Below are 18,783 nucleotides of genomic sequence, written 5' to 3'. Positions count from 1 at the left end.
ATTGGCTTGATTTAAGCGACCGGCTGGATAGACATGAAAATAAAAAGCCCTGCCCGTCCCACACCATGTACCGCAATAAACGCAAGCGCTTAAAGCGAGATTAGCAGCACCGACAGTAATTTACTGAAACAAATAGTCTTCTCTCTTAAATTCTAAAAACTATGCACATCTCGTAGCTAATTGTGTAATAAGTTTTGTGTGCCCTGACTTAATTTTGTATAAACACTACAAGACGATGGAAGCACTCATTTCAGAAAAAGCAAGCGCTATAAAGCCTTCAAAAACTACATATAATAAGAAGACTTTCCCCGTCTTGGGCATGACCTGCGCAGCATGCGCTGTAAGTGTGGAAAGCATCCTTAAATCAGCAAAAGGAGTCCACGATGCAGGCGTAAATTATGCGAATCAAACAGCTTGGGCTGAATATGACCAAACCCTTAAGCCAGTAGACTTACAGAATTTAATCCGCTCTGTCGGCTATGACCTGATTGTTGATTCACAGGACCCACAGCTGGAGCAGCAACAAGCCCAGTTAAAACAGTATGAGCAGTTAAAGAAACGTACAATCTGGGCAGCCGTTCTTTCTTTGCCAATTGTAATCATCGGGATGTTTTTTATGGACAAAGTCCCTTATGGAAATTGGATCATGATGGCATTGTCAGCGCCTGTTGTATTCTATTTAGGACGAAGCTTTTTCATTAATGCCTTTAAACAGGCTAGATACGGCAAAGCCAACATGGATACCCTGGTTGCTTTAAGCACCGGGATTGCATTTGTGTTTAGTGCCTTTAACACCATCTATCCCGAGTTCTGGCATAGCAGGGGCTTGCATGCACACGTATATTATGAAGCAGCAGCTGTCGTCATTGCATTTATTTCCCTGGGGAAACTCTTGGAGGAAAAAGCAAAGTCCAATACTTCGTCAGCGATCAAAAAATTGATAGGCTTGCAGCCTAAAACCGTCAGGGCTATTGTCAATGGCTTAGAGCAGGAAATACCAATAGCGGCAGTAAAGGCTGATAATATCTTACTGGTCAGACCTGGTGAAAAAATCCCGGTTGATGGTGTTCTGACAGATGGAAGCTCATTTGTGGATGAAAGTATGATCAGCGGGGAGCCTGTGCCTGTGGAAAAAAGTCAGGGAGAACAAGTCTTTGCAGGGACAATCAATCAGAAGGGTAGCTTTCAATTTAAAGCACAAAAGGTAGGAGGTGATACGATCCTTGCCCAGATCATCAAGATGGTGCAAGAGGCCCAGGGAAGTAAAGCGCCTGTTCAGAAGCTGGTTGACAAGATAGCCGGTATTTTTGTGCCAGTCGTGATCGGTATCGCTGCACTGACATTTGTAACCTGGATGCTGGTTGGAGGCGAAAATGCGTTTACACACGCCTTTTTAACTTCCGTTACCGTGCTTGTCATTGCCTGCCCATGCGCACTTGGGCTCGCTACTCCTACCGCCATTATGGTAGGTATAGGGAAAGGCGCTGAAAACAATATCTTAATCAAAGATGCCGAAAGCCTGGAACTAGGCCATAAGGTAAATGTGGTAATCCTGGACAAAACCGGCACCATAACCGAGGGTAAGCCTGTGGTTACTGACATTTCCTGGAATGCAATTAAGGGTGAGCCAAAGATATTCAAGCAAATACTATTTGCAATAGAAGCCCAATCAGAACACCCTCTGGCAGAAGCCGTGACCAGCTTTCTCAAAGAGGAAAGCATTGAAGGTGTAAGCCTGCAGCAGTTTGAAAGTTTAACGGGTTTGGGCGTAAAGGCCAATTACGATGGGACTGAATATTTCGTCGGGAACAAAAAATTAATGGATGAGAATAATATCAGCATCAATAGCGGGCTTTCTTCCGGAGCAGAAAAATGGCAACAACAGGCAAAAACAGTAATCTACTTTGCAAATAACACAGAGGTAATATCAGTCATTGCCATTGCTGACAAAATTAAGGTTACGTCCAAGAAAGCTATTGAAACATTGCAAGACAGAGGTATCCAGGTTTATATGCTGACAGGTGATAATAAACAAACGGCAGCTGCTGTGGCCCAACAGGTTGGATTGAAACATTTTAAGGCAGATGTAATGCCTTCTCAGAAAGCAGATTTTATTAAAGAGCTGCAATCAAAGGGAAAGATAGTAGCCATGGTTGGGGATGGGATCAATGATAGTCATGCTTTGGCTCAGGCAGATGTCAGTATTGCGATGGGTAAGGGATCGGACATCGCTATGGATGTTGCAAAAATGACTTTGATTACTTCTGATCTGAACATGGTACCCAAAGCATTAAAGCTTTCAGGCAAAACAGTTAAGACAATAAAACAAAACCTGTTTTGGGCTTTTATCTACAACCTGATCGGTATCCCAATTGCTGCCGGCCTAATGTACCCCATCAATGGTTTTTTACTTGATCCAATGATCGCCGGAGCGGCAATGGCACTCAGTTCGGTGTCAGTAGTAAGTAATAGTTTAAGGTTAAAGACAGCGAAGCTTTAAAAATTTGCATCAGCAAGAATACGTACTTACAATTAATTCAAATTCAAAACAGACAATTTAATGGAAACTCTAAAATTCAAAACAAATATTAAATGCGGTGGTTGTGTGGCAAAAGTTACATCTGGTTTAAATGAAACCGCTGGAACTGGTAATTGGGATGTGGATATTAATAATCCGGAAAAGATTTTAACGGTAAGCTCTGACGGTAATGAAGACAGTATCATATCAGCCGTGAAAGAGGCAGGCTTTGTTATAGAGAAAGTAGAGTGATCATAATATTTAGATTGTCCTGCATCAAGCAGGTAATGGCATAGTTTTTTTATTACTTAATCAGCCTGAGAATCAGGCTGATTAAACTTTATTTTAAGACAACCCCATGAAGACAACGTACAGAATGTTAGGACTTGCAGTTCTTATGGCTTTTACCACCGCATGTTCGGACGATAACGATGGTGATGATAAAATCACTATTCAAGCGCATGACCAAAATCAAATGATGACAGTGATGCACGATATGATGGCCGAAATGGAAACGATGAAAGTAACCCAGGATCCCGACATTGACTATGCTACTATGATGAAAATGCATCATATGGGTGCAATAGAGATGGCTGAATTAGAGTTAAAATCTGGAAGCAACAGTGAAATGAAAGCTATGGCGCAAGCCATAATTGATGCTCAGCAAAAGGAGATTGCTACCCTAGACTCATTTCTTGCCAGCGCTACGCCTACAACAATGAATATGGAGTTCCATATGAAAATGATGGAAGGAATGGAGCGTATGGAAAAACAGTCAGATCTTCAGATCATCAATGGCAGCATAGACCAGGATTTTGCCACATTAATGATTGGGCATCATCAAAGTGCCACGGAAATGGCTCAAATGCAATTATTAATAGGTAAAAGTGCTCAGCTGAAAACCTTATCAACGATGATTATTGAGGAACAAAACAAGGAAATTGCAGCGTTCCAGGCATTTTTACTAGCGAACAGAAGTAAATAATTTTTCATATAAAAATAAAAAAAATACCTTATGGCACATCAACAATTCAAAGACTGTATTGATGCCTGTGTGGCATGTGCAGTAGCTTGCAGCCACTGTGCAACAGAGTGCTTAAAAGAAGAACATGTAGCCCATATGGCCAAATGTATCCAGTTTGATCTGGAATGTGCTGCTATTTGCCGCAGCGCGGCAGAAGTAATGAGTTTGGGAAGTAGTTTCAGTGCACACCTATGCAGGGTTTGTGCAGACGTTTGTAAAGCATGTGCCGAAGAATGCGAAAAGCACGCTGAAATGGGTATGGATCACTGCCGGCAATGTGCAGAAGCTTGCCGACGGTGCGCTGAAGCGTGTGAGGAGATGGCCACACCGGTGTAAGGAAGATGCAGCGTTCCAGGCATTTTTACTAGCGAACAGAAGTAAATAATTTTTCATATAAAAATAAAAAAAATACCTTATGGCACATCAACAATTCAAAGACTGTATTGATGCCTGTGTGGCATGTGCAGTAGCTTGCAGCCACTGTGCAACAGAGTGCTTAAAAGAAGAACATGTAGCCCATATGGCCAAATGTATCCAGTTTGATCTGGAATGTGCTGCTATTTGCCGCAGCGCGGCAGAAGTAATGAGTTTGGGAAGTAGTTTCAGTGCACACCTATGCAGGGTTTGTGCAGACGTTTGTAAAGCATGTGCCGAAGAATGCGAAAAGCACGCTGAAATGGGTATGGATCACTGCCGGCAATGTGCAGAAGCTTGCCGACGGTGCGCTGAAGCGTGTGAGGAGATGGCCACACCGGTGTAAGGAAGATATTTTATCGAAAAAGTATAACGGATAATCCGCAATGGTTATCCGTTTTTATTTTGGATGATACGGCAATTTGGTTGGATTCCGATCATATTAAAAACTGATCCTTGTCATGTTTATATACTGTATTTTGAGGTAGATTTGTTGAAATCGTAAATATCTGATAATCAAATGAAAACGCAACAATTTATTCTTTTTTTAGCATTTCTTCTTTTTTTAGCTGGAAATGGCTCTTATGCACAAAATTACAAAATGCCAGTACCTTCTATTGATGCAACTGGAAAGATTACTGATGCAAAAGGAAAACACATTGGCTGGGTTACCAGTGATGGGATAATCAAAGATGCAGCAGGAGTAAAAATCGCCCACATCGACGATGCCGGGAATGCAATCGATGCCATAACAGGAAAAACCTCGGGCAAAGCCGCAAAAAACGGCACTTACCTTTATCATGTAAAAAGCGGGGCCATTGACAGCTTAACAGTATCTATCCCTATGAATGGGATATGCGAAGTCAAAGATACAAGTGGAAAAACCGTGCTTTTGGTTCATGAAAATTATAAGCAGTATGGAGCCTGCGCGATGCATTGTCTTCAGATGAAAAGCGCGCACAAAGATATGAAGATGAAATGATTGAAAGTTTGTGATATTTGCCACACCCACATTCAGGTCAGGGATCAGTTTATTAATATGTTAATTGTCTGATAATTAACATATTAACATTTTTCCCGTGAATGGATCGTGTAATAATTAAACTAAAAAAATGTGTTAAATATCATGCAGCATAATAACCAGAATTTTGCAAAGGATATTGGACTTAGTCCAATAGTTTAGACAATATGTGATATATACAACCTTTAAACAGGCTTTTGCAATATTTTTAAAAACAAGCGCACCGATCTTTAACCCATAGTAAATCTAATCATAGTTGCAAAGAAACCTTAGAAGAGAGTTTAAAAACTAAAAAAATGGAAATAGATAATGGTTTCAATTTTTGGAGCAATGCATTTCATGATTTGTGTGGATAGTACTTTTTTCTGGGAGTTTTTGCAGCTCCATACATTATCCCGGTCAGCAAAGTAAGAAAGATTTCCCCTTGATATTTTGAGGAAGCGATTCGGATAAACTTATAAATAGATGCAAAAACTAACAATGTTATTTTTAGCCTTTACTTTCAGTTTAGGCGTAATTGCACAGAATCTGGGAATGGTCATGATAATTTAAACAATAATTCTTCCTACTCAATAACAGAAATCCTTTTGGGAGTAATTTTAATTGTAGTAGTCATCGCATTGGTGATGCGAAGTTTTAATAGTTCCAGAATTGGAAAATAATTGTCGAGTTGTCAAAGAAATAGTAAAATTATTTATTTAAACAGGCAACCATTTACAAAACTATGGAAGCCACAACTTATAAAAAGATGAAAAATTTACTAATGTTAATTATAGCTCTTGCTTTAAGTACCACAGCATTCTCCCAGGCGAAAATGGGCGAAAAAATGAAAATGAATCACAAAATGGACATGAAGAAAGACCACATAATGATGAAGGATGGGCGAATGAAGATGATGAAAAATGGCGAAGAAATTCCTATGGATAAAGAAATGACAATGCAAAATGGTACGAAGGTGATGGCGGACGGGATGTATACAAACAAAGATGGTGCAACAATGACAATGAAGAATGGTGATATGATGGACATGGAAGGAATGATAAGCAAGATGCCATTGAAGGGAAAATCAACCAGGAAAGGTAGAATGGGCAAAATGAAGATGCAGTAATAGAAGAGTTGGAGCAAGGTTCCGTTATAAGTTTACGGTGTCAAAAAATAAAAATGGATAAAGGTGTGCCCATAGCATTTTGAAGGAATACCATTGAAAGAGATCATAATCTTAAGAACATGCTTATTGATAAGCAAAAGCAAAATGGAAGCACCAAAATTTAAATTAAGAATACAATACTGATGATACCTTTTCAATTAGTACGGTTATGTTTGCCCATGATGACAAAACGGATATAACATAAAGTTGGACGAAGAGAAACACGAGATAGACGTCAAGAAATACCATGTAATGATGACCAAATGAAGATAGAAAAAATGGTACATACCTTTAACATCTCAAATGCGGAGCTACTTATAGCTTAACTGTTTCTGCTCCAATGAATGGAACTTGTGAAGTCAAAGATAAAAATGGGAAAACGGTTCTTCTGGTCCATGGGAACTACAAACAATATGGTGGTTGCGCCTTACACTGTCTTCAAATGAAAAACGAACATAATGATATGGAAATGAATTGACACCAAGTAAGTAATTAAGTGAAAGGTATCGTATACAATACAAATTTAATTTTTCGAAACTCATAGTATTTTAAAACAGATAAAAATCATCATTATGGAAACATCAATTTCAATAAGCCGTATTTCTTTTGGTACAGGTTGTAGACTATTTATAGAGAGTAAAAGTACAGGTTTGTCATTAATGGTGGGCTTCATCATTATTTTATTTGCGTCTCCTTTCATCATTGGCTGTAATGGTAGTAATACTAATAATAGTCTAAAAACAGACTCTACTGCACAATCTAACGTGCAAAGGAATGGCGACGTTACTGAGGAAATCCATAAGGGAATGGAAATGATTAAATCCGGCAACGAACTGGTTAACAAAGGGCAAAAAGCCAATGATAAGTCAATGATAGATAATGGGATGGCTCAAATGGATAAGGGAATGCAAATGGTAAAAGCCGGACAAAGTACCATGAATAGGCCTGAACATGAAAATGAAGATATGGATGATAAAATGGCAATGGGTGATAGCATAAAAAAGACAGCAGGAAAAGATATGGATATGAGTGATAACGGAATGAATATGATTCATCAGGGATTAGACGTAGCTAAGTCTGGCAAAATGATTACCCAGCATGCACTAAAAAACAAGGATAAGCCGATGATGCAAACCGGCATGAGTATGATGGATAAAGGTATGGCGATGATTACCATGGGTAAAGAAATGATGGGAAAAGACAGCAACGTTATGGCCGATAAACCCATGTCTGATGATATGGATATGATGGATAAAGGCATGGCTATGATGGATATGGGCAAAGGTATGACCAGCAAAGCTATGGGACCAGCAGATAAGCCCATGATGGATGATGATATGGATAAGGGTATGGATATGATGGACAAGGGCATGGACATGATGGGAATGGGCGCAGATAAAATGAAAAAAGACAAAAAACCAATGCCTATGAAGGATGATGATATGTAATTTTAATAGACGACCATAAATATTCTACGATGAATTTGTTCCGTTGTATCATTTTTACTGCTCTTTTCTGCATAATTTTTACTGTTTTTGCATTTTCCGCTATTGCACAAACTGCTGATGAGCATGAAGGCCACCATCCCGACAAAGTAGCAGCAGATACTGCTGCTTCAATGAATAAGATGGCAAATGCAAAAGATGCCAGCGGTGCCACGAAGGATATAGGTGCTGGTAAGAAAGCCAGTGGAATGGGGGCAGGCATGGGCGATATGATGAAGGATATGGGCAAGCCTACCAATAAGGAAATGTATCCTACACTGATGCAGGCAAATGAGCTCACCCCGGAAAAACGTATTGAAATAAACCAGTTAGCAAATAAGCAAATTACCGAAGGTAATGCCTTGCTGGATATAGGTTTAAAACAACTTTCAGGTGCCACCCGTTTGCAGGATCTGGAGGCTATCAAAGAAGCAAACCAACAGATGCACCGCGGACAAATGATGCTGGAAAGCGGCCTGGAAGGCCAGCGGGCATTAGCAGAAAGTATAGACCCACGCCTTACAGCTTTACAATGGTTTAACAGGGAAATGAACCTTAATGCCATCGAAAATGCAAAAAAGCACAGTTTTATGGGGCTTTCCTGGTTTCATTACATCACCATGTTTTTGCTCACCGCGTTTGCAGTAACGATGGTTTGGATGTATTTCCACAAAATGAAACGTGCCAATGCACTTGTTGAAAAATTATCGGGCAATCCAAAAGAGGATGTACCACCACCAGGTTCGGATAAATCAGGTGCAGCATCTGCCGCAGATAAACCGGGCACTATTCCGACTGCTTCCCCTGCTGATAAAGCCGGAGCACCACCTGCTGTAAATCCCGATAGTGCACCATCAAAACCAAATTCATGGACAGGTACTTTGCTTGTTGCAGAAATTTTTTTAGAAACGCCCAATGTAAAAACTTTCCGCCTTACAGAACCAGGAGGTAAAAAAATCCCCTTTAATTTCCTGCCCGGCCAGTTCATTACAGTAACCATTAATCCAGCGGGTGTACCTGTAAAACGTTCGTATACGATTGCTTCCTCGCCCACACATACAGAATATTGCGAAATAACGGTGAAGCACGAAGAGAAGGGAACGGTTTCGCATTATATGCACAACGAAGTTCATATTGGAGAATTAATGCAGTTTACCGGGCCCTCTGGCAAATTCACTTTTACAGAAACACATGCAGACAGCGCTGTATTCATTGGTGGTGGCGTAGGATTAACGCCAATGATGAGTGCCGTCCGTTATTTGACAGACCGCTCCTGGAAAGGTGAAATATATTTTTTCTTTGCATGTAAGAATGAAAGCAGTATTATTTTTCGAGAAGAACTATTATACCTGCAAAAACGCTACTCTAATTTACATGTGTTTTTTGTACTTAGCCAACAACAAGGCGAGGCCGGGGTGGACTTTATCCCCGGTCCTATTACTAAAGAAATAATAACAGAACGAGTGCCGGATATTATATCCCGTATGATTCACATTTGCGGGCCAAAACCCATGATGGATGCGGTAAAATTGATGATGGATGCGTTAAAAGTGCCTAAGGAAAATGTGATGGTAGAGGTATTTGCCGGCCCGCCACCAGCAGCTAAAACGCCGATACAACCAACTGGTGCTCCTGTAAAACCACCAGAGGGAAGTGAAGCAGCGCAGCCAGCTGCCACACCTGAAGAAGGAAAAGCTGCGGTGTCCCAGAATAAAGAACCTGCTTCACCTGAGCAAGATAAGGGTGGGGTGGTCACGTTTGTCAAATCAAATAAAACAGCAGTACTTACAGCGGATAAGTCGGTACTCGAAGCATCGGAAGAGGCCGGCGTTAACATCGATTATTCCTGCCGCGTTGGAACATGCGGTGTGTGCAAAATAAAGTTGATTTCAGGTATGGTGACCATGGCCGTAGAAGATGCATTGACAGAGGAGGATAAGGCGGAAAATATAATTTTGGCTTGTCAGGCAAAGGCAACCGAAGCTGTTTCAGTTGATGCTTAAATTTTTACGAAAGGAATACATAAATGAAACGGGAACGCACCATCATGGTCTCCATGCTTATACTACAACTTATTTTGTGGTTAGGCTTTTTGGTGCATCAGTCTCCACGGTTTGCAGGTAGCCTTACCGGTGGCATACTGGCAATTACAGCCGCTTTGCTGATGATTGTGCCGCCTCTTTTATATTCAGCCACCAAACGGATACCTTTTTTTAAAGAAAAAATTACAAAGCGTATTTCAATGGGCACATTACTTACCTGGCATGTTTATACAAGCATCGTTGGTGCCATTCTTGCTATACTCCACACGGGCCACCGATTCGAAAGCAATCTTGGTATATGGCTTACCGTAATGATGATGCTTACGGTATTAAGTGGTTTTACAGGAAGGTATTTTCTTAGTTATTCATCAAAAGAAGTCAATGAGAAACAAGCTGAACTCAACCTTTTGGCTACGCAATACAACCAGTTAATTAATGAGATAGGTAAGCAACCAGAATCAGGGGCGAGTCATGTTGTCTCCAATAATTTGATAAGCCGTGCCTTCAACAGCTTTGTAGGCACTCAGGGTATTGCTACAGATCCTAAATCCCTGCTATCGCACCGGGCTTTGCTTTTGACTGAGTCCATTGCGGATCTTGAATATGCTATTAAAACACACGAATTACTAAAACGAAGAACAGCCCGATGGTTAAAAATCCATATCATCACATCTTCTGCGTTTTATATTTTACTGATACTGCATATTTGGTCAGCCATTTATTTTGGGTTAAGATATCTTAGATGAAAAAATTAATTGGCATACTTATTCTTATATTTTACATAGCGGTAGTTTCTCACTACGGTAATTTTGATTTTACAGAAAAAAATAGCTGGCAAGCACAAGCAAGTCCAGGTAAATTGTCTTCTGCCCATGAAATGCTTTCAGCCAATTGTGCAACCTGCCACACGGCTACAATAGGTGTCGACAATGCAAAATGTATCACCTGCCATGGCGATAACAAGGCCTTACTAGAGCGGCAGCCCACTGCTTTTCACGGTGTGATCGGCAATTGTTCCTCCTGTCATATTGAACACCAGGGCCCAGATGCGAATTTGCGGGTGATGGACCACGAGGCAATGGCGCTTCTTGGTGAAAAAATAATTGGCGATGAAAAAAAATCTTTTCAGTTAGATGAATCAATCATACCGGCTGACCACCCGCTGGTTTCAGATCAGATTGCAAAACTTAATTGTGCCACCTGCCACGGCACAAAAGATAAGCATCTTGGTTTGATGGGCAATAATTGTGCATCCTGCCATGCCGCTACCCAGTGGACAATTCCTGAGTTCCAGCATCCGTCGGTACTTTCTATTAATTGTTCCCAATGCCACCAGGCTCCGCCGAGCCACTATATGATGCACTTCGAAATGGTTTCTAAAAAGGTTGCCGCCCGAAGTGATGAAAAAGGGAACGGTTGTTGCGAAGCTGTTTTAGTTAATCAATGTTATTCTTGCCATAAAACAACTTCATGGAATGATATCCAGGGAGTGGGTTTTTATAAACACCATTAAAACACATTGAATAAGCATCTGCTATACTTCATCAAACCAATGAAATGAAAATAATCGACTATAGTCAAATGCTAATCGATGGCCAATGCTATCTGAGCTTTATGGCGCTGTGGATGCGCCAATGCTAGGAAAAAGCCTAATGTAAAAAGCGGTATTGAAAAAATCGAAGGCACCATTGGTAAGCCCTGAAATTGCTGCTGCTATTTTGCTTTTTAGCATCAAATAAGCAAGCTTTATCAATGGCACTGTTCTGGTGGTAGATGGAGGAAGGGTGCAGGTATATAATCAATAGCAAAGGTCTGTTTAATAACAACCTTAGTTTACAATGAACAAAGCACTTTCGCTGTAACCGTGACTTGTATCCGTTCTCTCATTTTTATATCAGTAAATTATGCAACTTAAACCCAAAGGTATGTAAGATTATTCGTATCAATAAGAGGAACTTTGCTATGAAGGGAAAACCACTTATGAGGATTGATTAAATACATAGGTATGGATACCGGGTTGTAAAAAAATAAAATTGAGGATTGTCATTTCCAAACATGACCACTATCATAAAGCGCTGAAAGAAGAGGTTCTACTTTTAATCAAATTTAAATAGCTTGTTTTGAAGTGGTTACAATAACTGCTTCCATCTATTCCGTTTAAAGACTTCTCATAGTTAATCTTCTAATTTTAAAAACAAAAAAATGTATAACAGCGGTTATCAGTTCGTGGGAATGCACTTTATATGGTGGTTCATTTGGCTAGGATTAATTTTCTGGATTTTTGCTACGCCTTACAATATTCCAGGTCAGCGAAAAAAGAAAGATACTCCTCTTGACATTTTGCAGAAGCGTTTCGCTTCAGGACAAATAACAAAGGAAGAATACCAGGAGCATAAAAAAATTTTGCGGGTAGTTTAACCATATTAAATAACTGCAACAAATCTATCTGTTAAAGATAAATGATTTTCTTTTAAACCGGTAACCATCAGGTTTAGCTGTAGAAATGTATGAAGAAGCTACTGCCTTTCATTGCTGCCTTTTCTTTAAGTTCATGTGTAATATTTGCCCAAGAACACAGAATGGAGAAAATAGGCAAAAGGATTTGGTCTAAAATGATTTAAATGATAAACAGTTGTGAGCATATCCCTAATTGTGCTGACCGTTTCGGCATTTGTCTTCTTTACCGGCCTTTCTGTTATGGCAAAGCATAACTAGCCCCTAGTTTTTGCACAGTCTCACGGTGTTAAAAAATTGTTCTTCTGTGCGATTCAAAAAATGAATACGAGAAGGCAAAGAACTTGAAATATTAATCAAACTAAAAAGAAATAAACATGTCTATTCAAACAATTAATCCCACAACAAACCTTGCGCTCAAGACTTTTGAAGAAATGACAGAGGAGGCAGTGGATGCTGCTGTAGCACAAGCCTTAACAGCATTTGGCGACTGGAAAAGAACCACTTACGAGCAACGTGCCCGTTTATTGCACAAGGTAGCTGACTTGATGCGCGAAAAAAAAGAAGCATTGGCAACAACAATCACTTTGGAGATGGGCAAACTCATCTCCCAGGCGGAAGCTGAAATAGTTTTAAGTGCTGATATTTTTGATTACTACGCCGACAATGGTGCCGTCTTTCTCGCCGATAAAAATCTTAGCCCCGAACATGGAAAAGCGTTTATCCGCCACAGCCCAGTAGGTGTGCTGTTAGGTGTAGAACCGTGGAACTTTCCATATTACCAGGTGGCCCGTTTTGCCGCGCCTAACATAATGATAGGCAATACAGTGCTGGTAAAACATGCGTCCATCGTGCCTCAATGCGCCATCACCATAGAAGAATTGTTCAAAGAAGCGGGTGCCGCACCGGGCATTTATACCAACCTTTTGATATCAGGCAGCCGCGCTTCGGTATTAGTGCGCGATAAAAGAATTAAAGGGGTTTCCCTTACTGGCAGCGAGGAAGCGGGGGCAAGCGTAGCATCTGAAGCCGGCAAAAATTTAAAAAAATCTGTTCTTGAATTGGGGGGAAGCGACGCCTTTATCATATTGGAAGATGCCGATATTGAAAAGACAGTTGAATGGGCAGTTGTGGGTAGAATGAATAATAACGGGCAATGTTGTGTGGCATCTAAACGGTTTATTGCCGTAGAAGCTGTGGCCGACGAGTTCCTGGAACGATTCAAAAACCGGTTGTCTAATATAGTGGTCGGCGACCCAATGGACAAGACTACTGAATTAGGACCCCTGAGTAGTGAAGGCGCAGCAGTACAGTTAGCCGACCAGGTCAAGCGGGCTGTAGATGCAGGAGCAAAAGTATTGATAGGTGGCAAGCGTGTTGACCGCCCTGGCGCTTTTATGCAACCTACTATTCTCACCGATATTAAACCAGGCAATCCTGCATATCTGGAAGAGTTGTTTGGACCGGTTGCCTCTTTTTACCGCGTCAAAAATGAGCAGGCTGCTATTGACCTTGCTAATGACTCACCATTTGGTTTAGGCGGTTCTGTTTTCACGCAAGACATTGAACGAGGCCAGCGGGTGGCTGACCAGATTGATACCGGAATGGTTTTCATTAATCACCCTACATGGACACAAGCTGATTTGCCTTTTGGGGGCACCAAGCGTTCAGGTTACGGACGTGAGTTATCAGAGTTAGGTATTGATGAATTTGTAAACAAAAAACTTATTCGCACAAGCGAACTAACCGACCCTTTTTAATAATCTCTAAATAGCGCTGTTATTCATTTCAAAGCTATTTATTTCCTGCTGAATAGAACCATAAAAGTCCACGGGAGTGATATATGGATGCTTGACAGACAAACAAATGTCGGTGCTAAAAAATAAACAAGAAAACGACTTTTGTTCTTTTATTACAATTAGAGCAGAAGCTGATGCGGCTGAAAAAGAATTTTTTAAGTAGGATTTTTATGTACTAGGAAATGTCACTTTAATCATCGTTGCGTCGCACTCTTGTGCATTTTGTATAACAGGCAGCAATGAACATTTACCAGAGCGAACCAAATGACATTCAACGGTACGCAAAATCGCCAATGATGCTTTCCCATGTTGAATTTGAATAATGAAAATGTATGTGTGTTGTAGAAATGCTATCGCGATTAATTAAAATTCGAAAGAATTGGCAATTGTTTCTTTTAGCTGCCATGATAATAAATAACCAACAACTGTCTGCGCAAGCACTAAAAGCGACTAATCCACCAATGTATTTTCTGAATACAGGAGTGTTTTTTTCACCCTCAATGGAGGATACTTATTTCAGTCCGGCATTGGATGTAGAAACGGGATTTTGGAAAATGAACAACAAGAATTTTTTTAGCTGGGGCGCTTCTGCTGAGGTTTGGCACTTTAGCAGTATAATGTATGGATTAAATAATCCAACCATAAAGAATAATACTGATGCTTTTATTAATCTGAATGGGATGTTTTATTATGATAACAAGATCATCACTCCATATGTGATGCCAACCTTTTCTTTTGTTTCAGATTTTAAAGATGTTGGTATTGCCGCAGGAATTGCCTTGGGGCTAACTCACAAAACAAGCAAAAGGTTAGAAACCTTCATACAAGCGAAATCAATCAGATTTTCTAAACCACTCAATTATCTGAACATGAATTTTATTATGATTGGACTATCTTTAAAATTATCAGAATGAATTATACGGCGAACACCAGGGCATTGTTTAAAGAGAGTAATGAATATTAATTTTTTCTATAACAAATTCTGGAACCACGGTCCGGCGAGAAATTTTTGGAAGTTGGACCGGGTCCCGGCATTCAGGCGCTGCCCTGTAGCGGAGGCTTTGCTACCGGGAGGTACACTCGATGTTCTGGATATACAGCGGAAGATGCTGATGCACTTGACCACCTGGCAACAAAAAGGCACGTTATCAACATACGGGCAAAGTTTGGAGATGCGCAAAATACCGCTTTATCAGGATGCCGTATTTAATGCTGTGTACATGATAGGAGCCCTCGGGGAAATTCCGGATCAGCCCGTGCGCTGATGGGTTTCTCCGGCTACTAAAACCGGACGGGCGACTTTATAACAAGCGAAGTTATTATTGACACGGATTTTATATCTCTTGCTGCCTCTAAAAAAGAAGGCATGTGAGGCGGGCTTTGCGTATGAGCGGAGTAGCGACCAACCATTTCTTATTTCACAAGATTTAGGCGAAAAGACAGAGGTACTTTAATGCCACGAGACAATATGAAATTCATTTATATGAGCCCGGCCTTATTGCTGCCATGAAGCAGCCATTGCATCGCACTCTTGTACAGAAGGTTCAACCACTCACCATTGCAAAGCATTATTCGCACAGGCCCGCCTGGTCTGCAATGGCAGGGTTGTAACACCAGACCCAGACGAGCTCTTCAACCACCTGCTCGACATCCGTCAAGCGATTTCCACGCACCATCAGTCGGAAAATTTACCAATAGAGTCGATTTTCGAACCGGTTTTCTTTGACTCTCGCACCTGGGAGTTAGTTTCCTCGCTTTTTTGTTTGCAGCCCTGGCATTCAATAAAGCAGTTAGCGCTTTGTTTCAACCTTATTGAGCATCATCAGATTAGCATCGACACGCTGCAGGGGTTGGAAAAAACAAGATATAACCAGTTCGATACGCTCATCTTCCCGACACTCCGCTGGTTAATTGATCAAGGAGTCCGTTTCAGACACAACAGTGAGGTTACAGACATTATATTCAAGCAGGACGATAAAGGCAAGTTGTTCGCGCAGGGCCTGACATATATACATTCAGGGGAAGAACACACCTTAAATTTAGGGCCGCAGGCTTGTGTGTTTGTAGCAAACGGCTCGGTCGCCTCAGATTTTTCTATTGGCGAACATAACTCCGCGGCCTTAATGACGGAGCGGCCTGGAAACGACTGGAACTTGTGGCATAGCCTTTCCAACAAAGTGAAAGGATCTGGCGATCCGGTCCAGTTTGTAAACCGGATCCGTCAGACAACTGTCGTTTCATTCACAGTTACCAGCCCTAACAAGAAGATTTTCCAGCTCATGGAACAACTTAGCGGTAATGTCGATGGCACGGGCGGCCTGACGACTTTACACGCTTCAAACTGGCAGATTTCCATTAGCCTGCCCTATCAACCCTATTTTCTGGGACAACCCGAGCACATTTCCGTATTCTGGGGATACGGATTATCGCCTTACACGTTAGGTAACTTTGTCAAGAAAGCCATGGTAGAGTGCTCAGGGGAAGAAATCCTCAGAGAAATTATTAGCCACTTAAATTTTAGCCAGGACCAGCACAAGATAATGGAAGGCACCAATTGCCGCCACCTGATCTTTCCGTATTTTACCGCGCCGTTGCTACCCTCGGCCGACAAGCCGGAAGTAGTCCCCAATGGAGTCGGTAATCTTGCCTTTATTGGTCAATTCACAAACGTGGATGATTATCCCTGTCTCAATATCGAGTATGCAGTCAGGTCAGCTCGGCGGGCGGTATACAAGTTGCTTGGGCTGGGATAGAATCGCAGCAAGCCAAAGGCGCTGCGATGTTCTTTACAGCGCTATCATATCCAACAGTCAATCGATGTATATGAAAGACAGTATTACATCCGCTATGTTAACACCACTTTCGGATTCGGCCTATAAATTGACAGAGACTTTATACAGCTCCCATTATAATCAAGCAAACCTCTAGGGCACTTTAAGTTCAATGGTCGCAAGCAGGAAAAGACGGCTCCCGCCGCAAATAGCCCCAGAGAGCAATTCCGATCCCACATGCCATGAGCAGGGCTGCGCCGGCCAAAAGAACGGATGCACCAGCAAATGCAATTTGAAAAACTGTATTGAAGCCCTGAAACAATAAGAAAGACTCATTTAAAAAAATTCCGGCAACAAAAATATAAAGGCCTGCCGCAGCTAATTTGTTCTGAGGCAATATCTGGGTCATACTTAACCAGGCCAAGACAAACAATGTTATCATGGCCAGCAAGACCAAATGCAGGTAGGCAATGATGATAGGGCGAACGCCGAATGCAAAATGGGCTAGGACGGGAACGGAGGATGCTGCCTGCAAGCCAAATTTGATTGTCGCTGCGATTGCTGCTAAAAGAAGCATCAACTTTATTACGTTTGGTTGACCGGATGTGATTTGAGAGGTATTTCGCCAGATTGTTCTAAGCAGCCAGCACCATGTAGCCAGTTGAATGACACTGGCCAAAATCGTCAGAATTTGTAGGCCAAGCGGACGTAGCATCTCGTTAATGGACAGGAAGTAGGTCAGCACACAACAGATAGTGAAAAGATAGAGAAAAACGTCGTTTCTTACCTGGATGATTCTTTTACGATGTAGCCACTGCTGCAACAATCCCAAAGAGGCAAAAGAAAACCAGCCGTTATACTGAAAGTGAAGAAAAAAATAGATAGAAGCCAATTTTAGTGGAGCATTGCCCATCTTGGAAGCCATCACGTACGCGAGTGAGAATGTGCCAAGACTTGATAACACGTTAAAAAACAAAGCAGCTAAAAACCATTTTCTCCAGGGTGCATCACGAAATTGATTGCTTGTGTCGGTTTGGAAAAAATACAAGAAAACGATCCCTACCAGTATCGAAAGGCTCGAAAAAGCAATCGAAACAGCGCCATACCCTTGAAAAAGGAAGCTGACTAACATCCCGTATGAGCAAACAAGGTTAAATGCCAGGAGCGACGAATATTTTGTCGGCAAATTCTCACCGGGCTTTGCACTGCTGATGACTGCTGCGATAGCGAGCATTAATACCTGCGTTAACCATCCGGAGAATGCAAAATGGGAATGGGCATGAAGCACAAATCGCTGCTCGACCCATGGAAACGGCAGCAATATCTTCAACCGCATCAGCAGCCCCAGGCAGGCTACGATAAAGAGGTTGGCAACCGAAATCATTGCCCAGGATCTAATTGTCATTCGCTGGAAGAACATAAAACAAAAACTGGCTATTCGATGATTGTCTGCATCCCCTGCAAGCGATCAAGCGACTTGAGGAAAACCTTGCCCTTGGCAATGCGGACGCTCCCGCGCATTTCCAGGCTTTTGGTAGCACGGATCACAGTTTCAACACGCATTCCTGTCAGGTTTGCAATCTGTTGTCTTGTCAGCAAAACCTTGCCACAGTTATGGCAAACATTATTCGTGTTCCGCTGCAAGTACTTGTAAAGTTCCCATACAGTCTGCTCCGGCGAGTGGGATGCCAGCTGTTTAACCAGGAATAGCTTAAATCGTAGTTTTTGCGATAGCATTTGGTTGAACATCATACTGATTTCCGGATGCTCCTGTAAAAGTCTATGAAATGGATCGATTCCCAGTTTAATAACCAAGCAGTCGGTTTCGGCGACAGCGGAACAAGCATACGGCTGCCGGTCAAAAACCGGCAGCTCGCCAAAACACTCCCCGGGCCCTGCTAGCGCTTGCAACGTTTCTTTCCCATCATGGTGGAAATTTGACCAAGAGACGGATCCTTCCAGTAACTGAAAGTAAAAAGCCGCGGGCTCCCCTTCTTGAAAGATTACCTCCGTTGCCTTTACCTTTTTTACCGTCGCGCCGGCGCCAATCAAGAGTTCTGGTTCTATCATTGTCGGTTCATATTTCAACCAAGATAAATAATGGCATTT

At 41.6% G+C, this 18,783-nt stretch carries 17 protein-coding genes; 15 read left to right on the top strand and 2 right to left on the bottom strand.

Features of this window, described 5'->3' with window-relative positions:
- The first annotated feature begins 235 nt into the window (after positions 1 to 235).
- The 15 genes from ACQ4MZ_RS29445 (at position 236) to ACQ4MZ_RS29375 (ending at position 16,656) form a co-directional block, all read left to right on the top strand.
- Entirely contained in the window at positions 236 to 2,500 is a 2,265-nt protein-coding gene (locus ACQ4MZ_RS29445) for a heavy metal translocating P-type ATPase (RefSeq protein ID WP_215239232.1), read from the top strand.
- A 60-nt stretch (positions 2,501 to 2,560) separates the two neighbouring features.
- Positions 2,561 to 2,770 (top strand): heavy-metal-associated domain-containing protein, encoded by a 210-nt coding sequence (locus ACQ4MZ_RS29440; RefSeq protein WP_082218007.1) that lies wholly within the window; start codon positions 2,561 to 2,563, stop codon positions 2,768 to 2,770.
- Between the two features lie 106 nt (positions 2,771 to 2,876).
- Entirely contained in the window at positions 2,877 to 3,503 is a 627-nt protein-coding gene (locus ACQ4MZ_RS29435) for a DUF305 domain-containing protein (RefSeq protein ID WP_215239233.1), read from the top strand.
- A 30-nt stretch (positions 3,504 to 3,533) separates the two neighbouring features.
- Complete coding sequence (locus ACQ4MZ_RS29430; protein WP_215239234.1) at positions 3,534 to 3,878, top strand: four-helix bundle copper-binding protein; 345 nt, start codon at positions 3,534 to 3,536, stop codon at positions 3,876 to 3,878.
- 79 nt (positions 3,879 to 3,957) lie between these two features.
- On the top strand, positions 3,958 to 4,302 hold the full coding sequence (locus tag ACQ4MZ_RS29425; RefSeq protein ID WP_215239234.1) for a four-helix bundle copper-binding protein: 345 nt from the start codon (positions 3,958 to 3,960) through the stop codon (positions 4,300 to 4,302).
- A 174-nt stretch (positions 4,303 to 4,476) separates the two neighbouring features.
- A complete protein-coding gene (locus ACQ4MZ_RS29420; RefSeq protein WP_082218010.1) occupies positions 4,477 to 4,938 on the top strand; it encodes a hypothetical protein in 462 nt (153 codons plus the stop codon).
- A gap of 763 nt (positions 4,939 to 5,701) precedes the next feature.
- Complete coding sequence (locus ACQ4MZ_RS29415; protein ID WP_082218011.1) at positions 5,702 to 6,085, top strand: DUF6799 domain-containing protein; 384 nt, start codon at positions 5,702 to 5,704, stop codon at positions 6,083 to 6,085.
- A gap of 611 nt (positions 6,086 to 6,696) precedes the next feature.
- The gene (locus ACQ4MZ_RS29410; protein ID WP_229252759.1) at positions 6,697 to 7,572 is read left to right on the top strand and encodes a hypothetical protein; all 876 of its coding nucleotides are present in this window, start codon (positions 6,697 to 6,699) and stop codon (positions 7,570 to 7,572) included.
- Between the two features lie 29 nt (positions 7,573 to 7,601).
- Complete coding sequence (locus ACQ4MZ_RS29405; RefSeq protein ID WP_215239238.1) at positions 7,602 to 9,611, top strand: FAD-binding oxidoreductase; 2,010 nt, start codon at positions 7,602 to 7,604, stop codon at positions 9,609 to 9,611.
- 23 nt (positions 9,612 to 9,634) lie between these two features.
- The gene (locus tag ACQ4MZ_RS29400; protein WP_082218014.1) at positions 9,635 to 10,396 is read left to right on the top strand and encodes a hypothetical protein; all 762 of its coding nucleotides are present in this window, start codon (positions 9,635 to 9,637) and stop codon (positions 10,394 to 10,396) included.
- Positions 10,393 to 11,163, top strand: a complete 771-nt coding sequence (locus tag ACQ4MZ_RS29395; RefSeq protein ID WP_215239240.1) for a cytochrome c3 family protein — start codon at positions 10,393 to 10,395, stop codon at positions 11,161 to 11,163. The genes ACQ4MZ_RS29400 and ACQ4MZ_RS29395 overlap by 4 nt, the downstream gene beginning before the upstream one ends.
- Before the next feature lie 689 nt (positions 11,164 to 11,852).
- A complete protein-coding gene (locus ACQ4MZ_RS29390) occupies positions 11,853 to 12,068 on the top strand; it encodes an SHOCT domain-containing protein (protein ID WP_082218016.1) in 216 nt (71 codons plus the stop codon).
- 413 nt (positions 12,069 to 12,481) lie between these two features.
- On the top strand, positions 12,482 to 13,864 hold the full coding sequence (locus ACQ4MZ_RS29385) for an NAD-dependent succinate-semialdehyde dehydrogenase (RefSeq protein WP_082218017.1): 1,383 nt from the start codon (positions 12,482 to 12,484) through the stop codon (positions 13,862 to 13,864).
- Between the two features lie 371 nt (positions 13,865 to 14,235).
- Positions 14,236 to 14,817, top strand: coding sequence for a hypothetical protein (locus ACQ4MZ_RS29380; protein WP_131962168.1), 582 nt, complete (start codon positions 14,236 to 14,238; stop codon positions 14,815 to 14,817).
- 603 nt (positions 14,818 to 15,420) lie between these two features.
- The gene (locus tag ACQ4MZ_RS29375) at positions 15,421 to 16,656 is read left to right on the top strand and encodes an oleate hydratase (RefSeq protein ID WP_215241598.1); all 1,236 of its coding nucleotides are present in this window, start codon (positions 15,421 to 15,423) and stop codon (positions 16,654 to 16,656) included.
- 187 nt (positions 16,657 to 16,843) lie between these two features.
- On the opposite strand, the gene ACQ4MZ_RS29370 is transcribed toward ACQ4MZ_RS29375, so the two are convergent.
- Positions 16,844 to 18,058, bottom strand: a complete 1,215-nt coding sequence (locus ACQ4MZ_RS29370) for a hypothetical protein (RefSeq protein WP_291032093.1) — start codon at positions 18,056 to 18,058, stop codon at positions 16,844 to 16,846.
- A gap of 50 nt (positions 18,059 to 18,108) precedes the next feature.
- Positions 18,109 to 18,744 carry a Crp/Fnr family transcriptional regulator gene (locus ACQ4MZ_RS29365; protein WP_215239243.1) on the bottom strand — a complete coding sequence of 212 codons (636 nt, stop codon included), beginning with the start codon at positions 18,742 to 18,744 and terminating at the stop codon, positions 18,109 to 18,111.
- Positions 18,745 to 18,783 lie beyond the last annotated feature (39 nt).

Source organism: Dyadobacter sp. BHUBP1 (assembly GCF_050587785.1).
In the GTDB taxonomy this organism is placed as follows: domain Bacteria; phylum Bacteroidota; class Bacteroidia; order Cytophagales; family Spirosomataceae; genus Dyadobacter.
Note: the sequence above shows the minus strand (reverse complement) of the source record. Positions and strands in the feature narration are given on the sequence as shown.

Excerpts from the sequence above, each read along its gene's own strand:
- ACQ4MZ_RS29420 (WP_082218010.1), top strand. The coding sequence starts at position 4,477 with ATGAAAACGCAACAATTTATTCTTTTTTTAGCATTTCTTCTTTTTTTA.
- ACQ4MZ_RS29445 (WP_215239232.1), top strand. The coding sequence starts at position 236 with ATGGAAGCACTCATTTCAGAAAAAGCAAGCGCTATAAAGCCTTCAAAA.
- ACQ4MZ_RS29415 (WP_082218011.1), top strand. The coding sequence starts at position 5,702 with ATGGAAGCCACAACTTATAAAAAGATGAAAAATTTACTAATGTTAATT.
- ACQ4MZ_RS29400 (WP_082218014.1), top strand. The coding sequence starts at position 9,635 with ATGAAACGGGAACGCACCATCATGGTCTCCATGCTTATACTACAACTT.
- ACQ4MZ_RS29435 (WP_215239233.1), top strand. The coding sequence starts at position 2,877 with ATGAAGACAACGTACAGAATGTTAGGACTTGCAGTTCTTATGGCTTTT.
- ACQ4MZ_RS29410 (WP_229252759.1), top strand. The coding sequence starts at position 6,697 with ATGGAAACATCAATTTCAATAAGCCGTATTTCTTTTGGTACAGGTTGT.
- ACQ4MZ_RS29440 (WP_082218007.1), top strand. The coding sequence starts at position 2,561 with ATGGAAACTCTAAAATTCAAAACAAATATTAAATGCGGTGGTTGTGTG.
- ACQ4MZ_RS29380 (WP_131962168.1), top strand. The coding sequence starts at position 14,236 with ATGTGTGTTGTAGAAATGCTATCGCGATTAATTAAAATTCGAAAGAAT.
- ACQ4MZ_RS29395 (WP_215239240.1), top strand. The coding sequence starts at position 10,393 with ATGAAAAAATTAATTGGCATACTTATTCTTATATTTTACATAGCGGTA.
- ACQ4MZ_RS29405 (WP_215239238.1), top strand. The coding sequence starts at position 7,602 with ATGAATTTGTTCCGTTGTATCATTTTTACTGCTCTTTTCTGCATAATT.
- ACQ4MZ_RS29390 (WP_082218016.1), top strand. The coding sequence starts at position 11,853 with ATGTATAACAGCGGTTATCAGTTCGTGGGAATGCACTTTATATGGTGG.
- ACQ4MZ_RS29365 (WP_215239243.1), bottom strand. The coding sequence starts at position 18,744 with ATGATAGAACCAGAACTCTTGATTGGCGCCGGCGCGACGGTAAAAAAG.
- ACQ4MZ_RS29425 (WP_215239234.1), top strand. The coding sequence starts at position 3,958 with ATGGCACATCAACAATTCAAAGACTGTATTGATGCCTGTGTGGCATGT.
- ACQ4MZ_RS29370 (WP_291032093.1), bottom strand. The coding sequence starts at position 18,058 with ATGATTTCGGTTGCCAACCTCTTTATCGTAGCCTGCCTGGGGCTGCTG.
- ACQ4MZ_RS29430 (WP_215239234.1), top strand. The coding sequence starts at position 3,534 with ATGGCACATCAACAATTCAAAGACTGTATTGATGCCTGTGTGGCATGT.
- ACQ4MZ_RS29385 (WP_082218017.1), top strand. The coding sequence starts at position 12,482 with ATGTCTATTCAAACAATTAATCCCACAACAAACCTTGCGCTCAAGACT.